The organism is Streptomyces sp. NBC_01549, assembly GCF_026339955.1.
Classification (GTDB): domain Bacteria; phylum Actinomycetota; class Actinomycetes; order Streptomycetales; family Streptomycetaceae; genus Streptomyces.
Map to the genome: position 1 here is coordinate 492,941 of NZ_JAPEPW010000004.1, position 13,122 is coordinate 506,062.

A 13,122-nucleotide genomic window follows, 5' to 3' on the forward strand; every position below is an offset into this window, starting at 1 on the left:
CCTGTGTGCGGGTACGCGCGGGCGTATCTGTCCCTCTACAGGTATCTACAGGTATAGAGCTAGCTGATAATTGGGGATTTCAGTCCCTACAGTCCCTTGCGAGTAGTCCATTGCTCCTCTGACCTGCGGGAATGCCCAGGGACTGAAGCGAGGGACCAAAGGGCTGCGGTGGGCGGCTCCGTCCCTGTCGGCCTGTGGCGGGCCGACGGCAGGCCGCCTGGCGGCTCTGTTCGGTGGTAGGTCCGGCGTGGTTCACGGCCGCGCTCGGGCTTCAGTCCCTGGCGCCTGGAGGGGCGCGCTGCAGCTGGTTGTGCGCAGTACGGCCCCTCCAGCCACTCACAATTCGGGTATTGCTCTCATAGCTTGTGTCGCGGAGTGACTCAAGGGACCGTAGGGACTGGAAGGCTGATAAGCCGCCACGCGGGGGAGCTGCCTTACGCTGTCGTCCTTGGGTCCTAGACTCTCTTCCGAAACACAGTCCCTACAGTCCCTTGAGTCCCTCACCCCGGCACGTGGTCACTGCACTGGCCGGGCCTGACAGGGACCGAAGGGACGAGAACTTCGAAGAAGGACAGACACGTGCTCGGCCCCAGCGCGAGGAGAGTGCCAGCAGGCCTTGCGAGGCCTGCAGCACCGCATGCCGTGGCCCGGTGGTGTGCCGAGCAGGGCTGGCCTGTCCATCCGCTTGCGCCGGGCCGCAAGACGCCCGCAGGCAACTGTGCAGCCTGCAAAGACCAGCACCACCAGCCGGCTGACTGTGCCTGTCTTCCCGCCGGGCGCCCGTGCCATGGTTTCCACGCAGCGACGACCAATGCCGCGCGCATCGACGCCTGGTGGTCCGGTACCGCGTCCTGGGGCGTCGGCGTCGCCTGCGGGGGAGCCGACCTGATCGTCATCGATATCGACGCGCACTCCGCGCCGGTCCCCGACCGCAACCGCCTTCTGCCCGGCATCGCCATCCACGACTCCGTCGACCTGCAGGGGCTGGCGTCCGGCTTCGACACCCTCGCGCTGCTGGCGGCACTACGCCGGCAGCCCAGCCCCGCCGACGACGACAGCACCCTGCGCGTGCGTACCCCGTCCGGTGGTCTGCACGTCTGGTACCGAAACCCCCACCCAGCCACCCGGTTCCGCTGCTCGACCGGATCCAGCTCCAAGGTCGCCCTGGCATGGCAGGTCGACGTACGGGCCGACGGCGGCTACATCGTCGCCCCCACCACTCGCACCACCCAGGGGACGTATCTGCGTGAAGGGCCGACCAGACTGCCCGCGCCCTTGCCTGAATGGCTCGGCGAAGAACTCGTGAGGACCGGCCACGTGATCCAGCGCCCGACGGTCCGTCCCAGACCCAAGGTCGCCCGCACCCGCCGTCCCCGAACCGCTGCCGACGGTCACCGGGTCCTGGACCCCTTGCTCCTCGACGTCGCCGAGTGCGCGGCCACGCGTGAAGGCGCGGCCTTCACGGAGAAACTCAACAAGGCCGCCTACACCGCCGGAGGACTCACGGCAGCCGGGCATCTCGACGAACACACCGTGCGGACCCTGCTGCTCCAGGCTGCCGAAGCAGCGCGGCCTTGGCAGAGTGCCCGTAACGAACGCATCGTCGACGACGCCCTCGCCGCCGGGTCCGCCCGCCCGCTCCACCTCGAAGGACGTTCATGAGCAGCGCCGAAACCCCGCGCTTCGACGCCACCGCCGCCGCTCAGCAGATGCTGGACCTCGAACAGGCATCCCCTCCGCCTGCGGCCCTACCCGCCCAGGCCAACGCCTCCCCGGCCACCCCGTCCTGGGCGCAGCCGGCCCCCTTGCCCGGCACGCTCACCGACCGCGGCAACGCCAAGCTGTTCGTCAGGCTCTACCGCGATCAGTTCCGCCATGTCGAAGGCCTGGGCTGGTTCTCCTGGGACGGCTACCGCTGGAAGCGCACCGGCGGCGAGAAAGCCGCCCTGTGGGCCGCAGGAGAGATGGCCGAGGACATGCCCGACACCGACCCCAACGGACTCTTCAGCGACCGCGAGCTCCACCACCACAAGAAGCGCACCCTGTCCACCACCGGGATGAAGGCGCTCCTCACCCAGGCCAAGGCCTCCCCAGACCTCTCCGTCGACCCCGACACCCTCGACGGCGACCCCTACGCCCTGTGCACTCCCGCCGGAGTCGTCGACCTGAACACCGGCCTGCTGCGCAAGCCCGACCCCACTCGCGACTTCCACTCCCGCGCGACCAGCGTCGCCCCCCAGCAGACCGGGACTCCGCGCTGGCACCGCTTCCTGCACGACACCTTCGGCGACGACGCCGAAGGCCAGGAAATGATCGACTTCCTGCACCTGCTGCTCGGCTACTCCATCACCGGCGACGTCGGCGCACAGGTCCTGCCCTTCCTCCACGGCCACGGCAAGAACGGCAAGAGCGTCCTCCTCGACACCATGATCCAGATCCTGGGCGACTACGCCGATGCGGCTCCGCCGGGCTTCCTCATGGACCGTGGCGCGTTCTCCGAGCACTCCACCGAACTCACCGAACTCCACGGTCGCCGCCTCATCGTCTGCAGCGAACTCAAGCCCAACGACAAGTTCGACGAAGCCCGCGTCCGGCTCCTGACGGGCGGAGACAAGATCAAAGCCCGCCGTATGCGGCAGGATTACTTCTCCTTCAGCCCCACCCACCACCTGTGGCTACTCGGCAACCACCGCCCCGAAGTGTCCACCGGCGGCTTCGCGTTCTGGCGCCGCATCCGCCTGCTGCCCTTCGAACGCACCGTCCCCGACCACCGCAAGATCGACAACCTGGCCTTCGAACTCGTCCGCGACGAAGGCCCTGGCATCCTGCAGTGGCTCATCGAGGGCGCCCGCCGCTACCTCACCACCCGCGACAACCTCGAAGGCCCCGACCGCGTACGCATCGCCACCACCGCGTACGCCAACACCGAAGACCACATCGGCCGCTTCCTCACCGAATGCTGCAGCCGCGACCTCGAGGCCCAGCCCGACCTGCGCGTCGAACAAGGCCTCCTCTACACCGCCTACGCCTCCTGGTGCAGCAGCGGCGAAGGCATCCGCCCCGCCGGCACCCGCGCGTTTGCCACCCGCGTGCGGCAGGAAGTCGGACTCGCCTCACCCGCCGACATGATCAAATCGAACGGCCGCAAGTACTACCCCGGCCTGGCCTTGCTGGACACACCCTCATGAACCAACCCCCACACCACCACAGCGAACCGCGCCACAGCCGCGCGCGTCAGGGCACCCGGATGCCCCTACCCGCCCCCACCGGCCCGCCCTACCATGAAGTCGCTGGGGCAGACTCACCAACAGGCGGCACACCACACCACGAGGCGGACCGTCGTCCGACCTGGCACACCAAGGAGGGCAACCAGCTATGAGCTCGCTACTGACCGAGGGCGATCTCACCCACGAGGCACACGTCGTGTGGCTGGAAGACCCCGACAAGCTCGACTACGTCCGCCAGGCCCTCGACAAAACCCCCCGCCGCCGCAACAAACCCCGCTACGCCCGCGACGGCCGCATGGTCGGCTACGCCGAACTCGACGACCACGCCGAAGCCGACCCGGACAGCGGCCTGTACCGCCGTCGCGTCTTTTTCCTCCTTCCGCACGACCGCGACGCCCAACCCGAAGGCCTCTACCAAGAAGGCGCCCCCGGCGAAGCCGTGGATCCGCGCACTATCGAGGTCAGGAAGGTGGGCGAGAAGACCCCCCGCTCGCAAAGAGGGCCGGCAGCCATAACCGGCTCCCATTCCTAGACCGACCCCCACTCCTGGCGCCGGACTTTTCTCGCCATGTCACTGAGGCGCGGTCGTCAGGCCACGTCACTGAGGCGCGGTCGTCAGGACGTCCGGCCGAGTGTCCCCAGAGCATGGCTGGAGAGTCGCTTGAGTCGCTGTCCAGTGACGCTCAGACCGGCCGGGGAAGTTCCGCTGGAGAGTCGCTTGAGTCGCTGGCGTGGATCCGGGCGTGGGTGCTTTCGCGGATCGCGCGGCCTGCGGCAGCGACTGGGAGACAGTGACGGGACGCGCGGTCGGTCGCTCGTGAGTCCCGAGACAAAACCACAGGTCGGAGTGGGTGTTCAAGGCCAGTCAGCGACTGAAGGACTCAGCGTACGGATATATGGGGAGTGGGATGTGCTCTGTGTGGGCGCCTGGGAGCCATATATGGGGACCATGAGTCGCTTCAGTCGCTGACTGGCCCCTCTTAGGGCCTCTGACCTGCTTCTAGGCTGAGTGCTTGAAGAAGCGACGCAAGCAACCCCGGTCGCTGGGCCGCTTCGTGAGTCGCTCGCATCCCTGCTGACGTGTTCTGGCTCAGTTCCTTCGGGTGCCTCGTTCTGTCACCTCCGTTTCGCTAGTCTGTTCCAGTCGTTCAGTCGCTTGGGTCGCTGATGGGGGATGCGCATGGCTTCTGAGCTGCCTTTTTTATGCAGCGACTCACGCGAGACGGGAGCCCGGCCGTCAGGCATTCCTCGTTCACTGGCGACCGCCCGATGGTGCGCCGGTCGGGGTTGGCCGGTTCATCCCCTTGCCCCGGGCCGTAAGACGCCGGCAGGCAACTGTGCGTCCTGCCGGGAATCCGGGCACACCTACGTGGCATGCGGCTGCCCCGCCGCGGGCCGCTGGTGCCATGGGTTCCGTGCCGCCACGCTGGACTCGACCAGGATCGAGCAGTGGTGGGGTGCCCACCCGGGCCTCGGTGTGGGAGTCGCCTGCGGCCCCGCAGGGCTGGTGATCATCGACGTCGACGCCCATGAGAGGCAGCTGCCCGACCGGAACCGTTTGCTGCCCGGCATCGGGATTGCCGACGGAGTCGACCTGACCGGACTTGCCGACGGGTTCCACACGATCGGTCTGCTGGCCGCCTTGCGGGGCGCCACCAGTCCCGCCGATGACGAGACGACCCTGCGCGTACGCACCCCGTCCGGGGGCCTTCACGTGTGGTACCGGGGCCTCTCATGGGCGGCAGTGGCAGTGTTCCACCGGGTCGAGCGGCAGCCGTGCGCTGGCCTGGCAGGTCGACGTACGAGCATGCGGCGGGTACATCGTCGCCCCGGGCACGCTGACCGAGGCCGGGCCGTACGAGCCCGTGGGTGGCGTACGTGAGCCCGCTCCGCTGCCGGCCTGGCTCGCCCGGGAGCTGGAGCGCACCGGCCACCTGCCGCCCGCGCACGTGCCCACGCCCCGGCCGGTGCCGCCCCGCGCCCGGCAGGCCGTCATCGCCGCGGGAGGCGGTCGTGGTGCCGTCGGCCGGGCCCTGGCCACGCTGCTCGCCGAAGTGGCCGACTGCGCCGCCGTACCCGAAGGCGCGGCGTTCTCCGAGAAGCTGAACCGCGCCGCCTACACCGTCGGGGGCCTCGTGGCCGCCGGGCACCTGTCGGCGGACGAGGCGGAACGGGTCCTGACGGAGGCGGCCGAGCACGCCCGCCCCGGGCAGGAGCAGCGCTACGGGGCCATCATCCGCAGTGGCCTGGGCGCCGGCCGACTGCGTCCGCTGTCCCCGGGAGGTCGAATATGACCTTCGGACACGACGGCACCCTCTTCGACGCCCAGGCCGTCGCCGCGCAGATCCTCGCCCAGTCCGTGCCGCGCCCCCGCCAGGACCAGAGCGCGTCCAACGCGGGGGAGGCCACCGCCGACGGGCTGTTGCCCGACACCCTCAGCGACCGGGGCAACGCCAAACTGTTCGTCAAGCTCTACTCCAACGACTACCGGCACGTGCCCGGGCTCGGCTGGTTCCGCTGGGACAGCACCCGCTGGCAGGTCGACGAGGACGACACCGTGATGTGGGCTGCCGGAGACCTGGCGGAGTCTCTGGCGAGCACCGACCCGCGTGGCGTGTTCACGCCCGCCGCGCTGCAGCAGCACCGCCGCCGCGCGCTCAGCACCAGTGGCATGAACGCGATGCTCGCCCAGGCCAGATCCGCTCCCGGCATGGTGCTCCACGCGGCACGTCTGGACGCCGATCCGTACGCGCTGTGCACGCCGGCCGGCATCGTCGACCTGCGCACCGGACTGATCCGCACGCCCGACCCGACCAAGGACTTCCACTCCCGCTCCACCACCGCGGCCCCCCGGTCGATGCCCACCCCGCGCTGGGACCGGTTCCTCGCCGACACCTTCGGCGACGGGCCCAAGGGCGAGGAGATGATCGACTTCCTGCATCTGCTGCTGGGGTACTCCATCACCGGCGACGTAGGCGCACAGGTCATGCCGTTCCTGTTCGGCTCCGGCCGAAACGGCAAGTCGGTGCTGCTGGATGTCCTGATGAAGCTGGTGGGAGACTATGCCGATGCCGCGCCGCCCGGCTTCCTGATGGCCCGTCCCTATGAGGGACATCCGACCGACCTGGCCGAACTGCACGGCCGACGCGTCATCGTGTGCAGCGAGGTCAAGCCGGGGGACTGTTTCGACGAGGCCCGCGTGAAGCTGCTGACCGGCGGCGACCGGATCAAGGCGCGCCGTATGCGTCAGGACTTCTTCAGCTTCGAACCCACCCACAAACTCTGGCTGCTGGGCAACCACCGGCCCGAAGTCGGCACCGGCGGCTCCGCGTTCTGGCGGCGCATGCGGCTGATTCCGTTCGAGCGGGTCGTCCCTGACGACCGCAAGATCGACAACCTGGCGGACCGGCGCGACCCAGATCTCCAGCCGGCTGCTGCCCAAGCTGCCACCCCGGCTGCTGATCGTGCCCGGACTGCTCGCGGCGGCCGCCTCGCTCGCCATCCTCACCCAGCTCACCCCCGACAGCTCCTACGCCGCGGTGATCCTGCCGGCCGAGATGCTGCTCGGGCTCGCCATCGGCACCCTGTTCGTGCCGACCGTGGCGGTGGCCACCAGCGGAGTCGACCCGCAGGACGGCGGCGTCGCCTCCGCGACCGTCAACACCGCCCAGCAGGTGGGCGCTTCGATCGGCACCGCGCTGCTCAACACGATCGCGGCCAGCGCCACCTACCTGGCCGACCACCACGGCGGCAGCACCCTGCGCGACGCCACCGTCCACGGCTACTCCGTCGCCGCGACCTGGGCGTTGGGCATCATGCTGGGCACCGCGCTGCTGGTGGCGGTCTTCATCAACGCCGACCCCCGCAAGCCCGTGGCCCCCAAGGCGCCGGCCGAACCCGCCGACGCCCTGGCCAAGAAGTAGGACCGCGGGCGGACCCCAGCGCGACAGCACAGTGCCCGGCCGGGAGAACCCGGCTGGCCGATCGCGACCGACACCCCGCTGACGGAGCCCACGGGCCTGGCCGTCAACGCGAAGGGTGACATCTACGTCACCAGCAACACGCTGAGCACCACCGACGGCGAGCTGCTGAAGTTCCCGGCCACCTGACCGGGTTCACCAGCCACGAAGCACGCCACGCCCGCCGCCGGTCAGGCGGGCGTCCGTCGGCGCACGGATGGTTGTCACACTCGTGCGCCCGGCGGTGTCTTCATGCCAAACAGGCCGCAAGGCCCCTGAAAGAGGAGAACACCATGGCACCGCGTATCCCCAAGGCCGAGCTTCCCGCCGAGATGAAGGAGGCTCTGGTCAAGCAGCTCGGCTCCGTACCCGAGCCCGTCGAGGTGGTTTTCAACAACCCCGCCGTCGCCACCTCCAACCTGGAGTTCTCGGCGAAGGCCGCTGCGTGGGACGCCGTCGACGAGGGCCTCAAGACGTTCGCGCACATGGCCGTGGCGGCCCAGGTCGGCTGCAGCTGGTGCCTGGACATCAACTACTTCGCCGCACTGAACCAGAACCTCGACCTGGAGAAGGCCAGCCAGGTGCCCAACTGGCGTGACTCCGACGCGTTCACCCCGCTGGAGCGCGAGGTGATGGAGTACTCCGAGGCCATGACGAACACCCCGCCGACCGTCACCGACGAGCTGTCGGCGAGCCTGCTCAAGCAGCTCGGCCCGGCGGGCCTGGTCGAGCTCACCGTGTTCGTCGGCTTCGCCAACCTGTCGACCCGGGTCAACACCGCGCACGGGATCACGTCGCAGGGTTACTCCGAGGCGTGCCAGATCCCGTTGGCCAAGCGCCCTCAGACGTCGGGTGCTGCCTGACAACATGATCGGTGTGACTCATGACGCCATGACCGATGATCCGTTCCTCGTCCACCGCAACCTGCTGTTCACCGTCGCGTACGAGATGCTCGGCTCCGCGGCCGACGCCGAGGACGTGCTGCAGGAGACCTGGCTGCGCTGGGCCGACGTCGACCGCTCCCAGGTGCGCGAGCCACGGGCGTATCTCGTGCGGGCCGTCACCCGCCAGTCCCTCAACCGGCTGCGGACATTATCGCGCAGCCGCGAGGACTACGTGGGGGAGTGGCTCCCGGAGCCGCTGCTGACCAGTCCCGACGTGGCCGAGGACGTCGAACTCGCGGAGAGCGTCTCGATCGCGATGCTGACCGTGCTCGAGACGCTCGCACCCACCGAGCGGGCCGTGTTCGTGCTCCGTGAGGTCTTCGACATGCCGTACGGGGAGATCACCGAGGCCGTCGGCAAGTCGGCGGCCGCGGTGCGGCAGATCGCGCGGCGTGCCCGCGAGCACGTGGCGGCCCGCCGGCCGCGGATGCAGGTGAGCCGCTCGGAACAACAGGTCGTGGTGGAGCGGTTCCTGACCGCGCTGCGCACCGGGAAGCTGCAGGACCTGATGGAGGTCATGGCCCCCGACGTGGTCATGATCGCCGATGGGGGCGGGGTCGTGTCCGCCGCCCTGGTGCCGATCCATGGTGCCGCCGAGGTGGCGCCGGTGCTCGCCCGGGCGAAGCGGGTGGTCGAGGCGCTCGAGACGAGGACCGTGTGGCTCAACGGCGCTCCCGCGGGCCGTATCGAGTTCGACGGCGAGCCGGCCGCGGTGAGCCTCGAGGTCGAGGACGGCCGGGTCACGCGGATCTATGTGGTGCGCAACCCGCACAAGCTGACGCGCCTGGACGAACTGGCTCAACTGGCCAGGTAGCCGGGGGTTCTCGGGGCGCTTCGGCAGGCGTCCCGAGTGGTCCGGGCGGTGCAGACCGCCCGGACCGGTCCTTTTACGGGACAGGAAATGCCCAGCAGGACCTCACAGACCGGAGAGACTGGGAGAGTCATGGACACCATCACCGAGACCGCCACCACCGCCCGCCCCGCCCCCGGCTGGGCCACCGCCGCGGGACTGGTCGCCCTCACCCCGCCGCGCTCCCCGGGCGGTGAGCACGGCGGTCCGGCCCTGGACCGTCTGCTGATCGCCGAGCGCATCGCCCGGTACGGCTGGGCCTACGACGAGCGCGACCAGGCCGCCCTCGCCGAGTGCTTCACCGCCGACGCCACCTGGCGTGCCACGGTCATGGGGGAGATCGAGACTCCGCTGCACCGGGGCGCGGAGACCATCGCGGCGGCGGAGGCCGCGCTCTGGCCCCAACAGGGCGACCAGCGGCGCCACATGTTCACCAACCACGTGATCGACCTGTCCGGCGACGAGGCCACGGCGCACGCCTACATGATCCAGCTGCGCATCCAGGACGCCGCCTCCTCGCTGGCCATCTCCGGGGCCTACCGCTTCCACCTGCGCCGTGAGACGGACGGGATCTGGCGCATCGACACGCTCCGCAGCGCTCTCGACAACCTCACGTCAGCCCGGCGAGCCGCAGCAGCAGCGACTTGACCTCCGTGGCGGCGAGCGTCCCGCTCACCTCGCCGGGGCGCGAGCACAGCAGCACCGGCCCGTCCTCGGGCCGCTCGGGCAGCCTGCCGTGGCTGCCGCGCACCGGGGCCGGATCCAGCGGGACCACGGCCATCCGGTAGCGCATGCCCAGCTTCTTGCGGGCCACCGCACCCGCCGCCCTGACCTTCACGTACGGGTCGAGCGGATCCATGAACAGCTCGGCGGGGTCGTACCCGGGCTTGCGGTGGATCTCGACGAGCTGCGCGAAGTCGGGGGCGCGGGCGTCGTCGAGCCCGTAGTAGTACGTGAACCAGGAGTCCGGCTCGGCGAGCGCCACCAGCTCACCGGAGCGCGGGTGGTCCAGGCCGTGCTCCTTCTTGCCCGTCTCACCCAGGAGTTCGGCGACCCCGGCGACCCCCTCCAGCGCCTCCCGCACGCCGGCGACGTCCTCGGGCCGCCGTACGTACACGTGCGCGAGCTGGTGGTCGGCGACCGCGAAGGCGCGGGAGGCCATGGGGTCCAGATACTCCATGCCGTCCTGGGTGTGCACCTCGAGGTAACCGGCGCGGCGCAGTGCCCGGTTGAGGTCGACGGGCCTGCTGACGTCGGTGATGCCGTACTCGGACAAGGCGACCACGGTGCGTCCCTCGGCCTCGGCGTCCTCGAGCAGCGGGGCGAGCGCCGCGTCGAGGTCGGCGGCGGCCCTGAGCGAGCGCGGGTCCTTGGGGCCGAAGCGCTGCAGGTCGTAGTCGAGATGTGGTACGTAGCACAGCGTCAGGTCGGGATGCCGGGTGCGGTTGAGGTGCCGGGTCGCGTCGATGATCCACTGGCTGGAGACGAGGTCGGCGCCCGGGCCCCAGAAGTGGAACAGCGGGAACGTGCCGAGTGCGGCGTGGAGTTCGTCGTGCAGCTCGGGCGGCCGCGTGTAGCAGTCGGGCTCCTTGCGGCCGTCGGCGTAGTAGACCGGGCGGGAGGTCACCGTGAAGTCGGTGTCCGCGCCCATCGCGTACCACCAGCAGACGTTGGCGACGGCGTAGCCGGGGTGCAGGCGGCGGGCCGCGTCCCAGAGCCGGTCGCCCTCGACGAGCCCGTTGTGCTGGCGCCACAGCAGCACCTCGCCGAGTTCGCGGAAGTACCAGCCGTTGCCGACGATGCCGTGCTCGGCGGGCAGGGTGCCGGTCAGGAACGTCGACTGGGCGGCGCAGGTGACGGCCGGCAGCACCGTACCGAGCCCGGCGCGCGAGCCGGCGCCGCCGAGCTCCCGCAGGCGCGGCATGTGTTCCAGGAGCGCGGGGGTCAGGCCCACCACGTCGAGGACGAGCAGGGGAGGCGGGGCCGTGGTCACTGCTGCTCCTTGAGTCCGAGGTCGGTCAACAGGTCGCGGGCGAGCCGGAGTTCGACGGCGATGCCGTCGGCGAGCTCGGCGCTGGTGGCCGGACGTGCCGAGGGCGGCAGGGCCTGCCACGTGTAGGTCTCGACCTCGAAGTGGGTGCTGCGTGCCGTCGGCCCGCCGACCAGCACGGTGAGCTCCTCGCGCAGCACGTCGAGGGTGGAGCTCAGCGGCGGGGCGGGCGGGGCGTGCAGGGGGACGTGGAAGTGGGCGCGCCAGGGCACGGTGTCCGGCAAGGCGTCGCCCGCCAGCGCCTGACCGAGATCGTCGGTGCCGTGCAGGACCCCGCCCGCGCGGGCCCGGGTCTGGTGCAGGAAGCGCGGTTCGTCGAAGGCGGCGAGCGCCGAACGGACCGCGGGGTCTTTCGGGTTGCCGGCATGCAGGGCCGCCGACAACTGCACCTTGGGTACGGGGATGCCCGCCCGATCGAGGGCGGCGAGCGCCCGCGCGGGATCCTCGAAGGCGGTCGCGAGATGGCAGGTGTCCAGGCACAGGCCGATGCGGTGGCCGGGCAGGGCGGCGAGCGGGGCGAGCGCGTCGGCGGTGGTCTCCACCGCGCAACCGGGCTCCGGCTCCAGGGCGATCCGGATCGAGCGTCCCTGCTCCACGTGGTCCAGGCGGCGGGCCAGTTCGCTCAGAGCCCGGTGCGCCGCGTCGGCGACCGCCTCGTCGAAGCCGGTGCGCCAGGCCAGCGGCAGGGTGGAGACGGTGCCCTCGGTGATATCCGGTGGCAGCAGACGGGCCAGGTCGCTGGTGTACTCCAGACGCTCCGGATCGGTCCAGTCGGGCCGGTGCACCCGGTACTTGACCACTTCGGCGCCGAAACCCTCGTAGGGAAAGCCGTTGAGCGTGACGACCTCGAGGCCGCGCCGGTCCAGCTCGGTGCGCAGGCGGCGCGGCGCGGCGGGGTCGGCGTTCAGGGCGCGCACCGCGTCACGGGCCAGCCACAGTCCGACGCCCAGACGGTCGGTGCCCAGGCGCCGGCGGACCGGTTCGCAGTACTCGGCGAGCTGGGCGACGACACCGTCGAGGGTCTCGGCCGGATGGACGTTGGTGCAGTACGCGAGGTGCACGGTCGTGCCGTCGGGGTGGGTCAGGCGCACGGCTCATTCGCCCCCGCGCAGTATGGAGTTGCCCTCGTGCAGCGACGCGGGCTTCGCGAGCTCCAGGGCGAGCCGGCCGCTGAGTCCGTAGAACGCCACGGGGTTGCGCCACAGCACCCGGTCCACATCGTCCTCGTCGAAGCCGGCGGCGAGCATCGCCTCGCCGACCTTGCGGGTCTTGAGCGGATCGCTCCTGCCCCAGTCCGCGGCCGAGTTGACCAGGACCCGCTCGGGCCCGTACTCCTTCAGGACGGCGACCATGCGGTGCTCGTCCGTCTTCGTGTCCGGGTAGACGGAGAAGCCGAGCCAGGCGCCGGCCGCTCTGGCCTCCTTGACCGTGGTCTCGTTGAGGTGGTCGACCAGGACCTGATCGACCGGCAGCTTCGACTCGGCCACCACGTCGAGGGTGCGGCGCAGACCCACCAGCTTGTCGCGGTGCGGGGTGTGCACCAGCGCGGGCAGCCCGTGCTCCGCGGCGAGTTCGAGCTGCGCGGCGAGCGCCGTGTCCTCGGCGGGCGTCATCGAGTCGTAGCCGATCTCGCCGACGGCGACGACGCCGTCCTTGACCAGATAGCGCGACAGTTCGTCCAGGACCGGGGTGCAGCGCGGGTCGTTCGCCTCCTTCGGGTTGAGGGCGATCGTGCAGTGGTGTGCGATCCCGTTCTGCGCGGCCCGGAACGGCTCCCAGCCGAGGAGCGCGTCGAAGTAGTCCAGGAAGCTCTGCGGCGAGGTGCGCGGCTGGCCGAGCCAGAAGGCGGGCTCGACCAGTGCGCGCACCCCGGCCGTGTACATCGCCTCGTAGTCGTCGGTGGTGCGCGAGGTCATGTGGATGCGCGGGTCGAAGATGCGCATCAGACTTCCTTGGCGGTCAGGGCGAGTACGTGGCTGAGGTCCTCGGGGACGGCTCGCCCCGCGGCGGTGCGCTCCGCGGCGAAGTCGCCGAGCATGCGGGGTGGAGATGACCGTCGGCGGCTACATCCCGGTGTACAGGCTCTTCCTGG

The 13,122-nt window shown here is 70.3% G+C and carries 10 protein-coding genes and 3 pseudogenes; 9 read left to right on the forward strand and 4 right to left on the reverse strand.

Going from position 1 to position 13,122, the window contains the following annotated elements:
• Positions 1–642: 642 nt before the first annotated feature.
• The 9 genes and pseudogenes from OG819_RS52935 (at position 643) to OG819_RS52975 (ending at position 9,628) form a co-directional block, all read left to right on the forward strand.
• Positions 643–1,662, forward strand: a complete 1,020-nt coding sequence (locus OG819_RS52935) for a bifunctional DNA primase/polymerase (protein ID WP_266657056.1) — start codon at positions 643–645, stop codon at positions 1,660–1,662.
• A complete protein-coding gene (locus OG819_RS52940) occupies positions 1,659–3,188 on the forward strand; it encodes a phage/plasmid primase, P4 family (protein WP_266657058.1) in 1,530 nt (509 codons plus the stop codon). Before OG819_RS52935 ends, OG819_RS52940 begins: the two co-directional genes overlap by 4 nt.
• Positions 3,189–3,375: 187 nt before the next feature.
• Positions 3,376–3,759: a DUF6009 family protein gene (locus OG819_RS52945; RefSeq protein WP_266434275.1), complete on the forward strand. Its 384-nt coding sequence runs from the start codon at positions 3,376–3,378 to the stop codon at positions 3,757–3,759.
• Positions 3,760–4,407: 648 nt separating this feature from the next.
• Positions 4,408–5,521 (forward strand): annotated as a pseudogene (locus OG819_RS52950) (bifunctional DNA primase/polymerase).
• Positions 5,518–6,633, forward strand: a pseudogene (locus OG819_RS52955) (phage/plasmid primase, P4 family); the annotation flags it as partial. The pseudogenes OG819_RS52950 and OG819_RS52955, both read left to right, overlap by 4 nt.
• A 58-nt stretch (positions 6,634–6,691) precedes the next feature.
• Positions 6,692–7,150 (forward strand): hypothetical protein, encoded by a 459-nt coding sequence (locus tag OG819_RS52960; protein ID WP_266657482.1) that lies wholly within the window; start codon positions 6,692–6,694, stop codon positions 7,148–7,150.
• A 329-nt stretch (positions 7,151–7,479) separates the two neighbouring features.
• Positions 7,480–8,049: a carboxymuconolactone decarboxylase family protein gene (locus OG819_RS52965; RefSeq protein WP_266592783.1), complete on the forward strand. Its 570-nt coding sequence runs from the start codon at positions 7,480–7,482 to the stop codon at positions 8,047–8,049.
• Between the two features lie 28 nt (positions 8,050–8,077).
• Positions 8,078–8,944, forward strand: coding sequence for an RNA polymerase sigma-70 factor (locus tag OG819_RS52970; protein WP_266636057.1), 867 nt, complete (start codon positions 8,078–8,080; stop codon positions 8,942–8,944).
• A 129-nt stretch (positions 8,945–9,073) separates the two neighbouring features.
• Positions 9,074–9,628, forward strand: coding sequence for a nuclear transport factor 2 family protein (locus OG819_RS52975; RefSeq protein ID WP_266657060.1), 555 nt, complete (start codon positions 9,074–9,076; stop codon positions 9,626–9,628).
• Here OG819_RS52975 and OG819_RS52980 read toward each other — a convergent pair.
• The 4 genes and pseudogenes from OG819_RS52980 to OG819_RS52995 all read right to left on the reverse strand — a co-directional run.
• Positions 9,591–10,973, reverse strand: a complete 1,383-nt coding sequence (locus OG819_RS52980; protein ID WP_266657062.1) for a nucleotide pyrophosphatase/phosphodiesterase family protein — start codon at positions 10,971–10,973, stop codon at positions 9,591–9,593. The two genes, OG819_RS52975 and OG819_RS52980, sit on opposite strands and share 38 nt — an antisense overlap.
• Complete coding sequence (gene eboE, locus OG819_RS52985; protein WP_266657063.1) at positions 10,970–12,121, reverse strand: metabolite traffic protein EboE; 1,152 nt, start codon at positions 12,119–12,121, stop codon at positions 10,970–10,972. Before eboE ends, OG819_RS52980 begins: the two co-directional genes overlap by 4 nt.
• A 3-nt stretch (positions 12,122–12,124) precedes the next feature.
• Positions 12,125–12,973 carry a TatD family hydrolase gene (locus OG819_RS52990; RefSeq protein ID WP_266657065.1) on the reverse strand — a complete coding sequence of 283 codons (849 nt, stop codon included), beginning with the start codon at positions 12,971–12,973 and terminating at the stop codon, positions 12,125–12,127.
• Positions 12,973–13,071 (reverse strand): annotated as a pseudogene (locus OG819_RS52995) (sugar phosphate isomerase); the annotation flags it as partial. The pseudogene OG819_RS52995 and the gene OG819_RS52990, both read right to left, overlap by 1 nt.
• Between the last annotated feature and the right edge of the window lie 51 nt (positions 13,072–13,122).

What these genes read in the sequence shown, in the direction of transcription:
- OG819_RS52965 (WP_266592783.1), top strand. Translation starts at nt 7,480, where the DNA reads ATGGCACCGCGTATCCCCAAGGCCGAGCTTCCCGCCGAGATGAAGGAG.
- OG819_RS52975 (WP_266657060.1), top strand. Translation starts at nt 9,074, where the DNA reads ATGGACACCATCACCGAGACCGCCACCACCGCCCGCCCCGCCCCCGGC.
- OG819_RS52940 (WP_266657058.1), top strand. Translation starts at nt 1,659, where the DNA reads ATGAGCAGCGCCGAAACCCCGCGCTTCGACGCCACCGCCGCCGCTCAG.
- OG819_RS52990 (WP_266657065.1), bottom strand. Translation starts at nt 12,973, where the DNA reads ATGCGCATCTTCGACCCGCGCATCCACATGACCTCGCGCACCACCGAC.
- OG819_RS52970 (WP_266636057.1), top strand. Translation starts at nt 8,078, where the DNA reads ATGACCGATGATCCGTTCCTCGTCCACCGCAACCTGCTGTTCACCGTC.
- OG819_RS52945 (WP_266434275.1), top strand. Translation starts at nt 3,376, where the DNA reads ATGAGCTCGCTACTGACCGAGGGCGATCTCACCCACGAGGCACACGTC.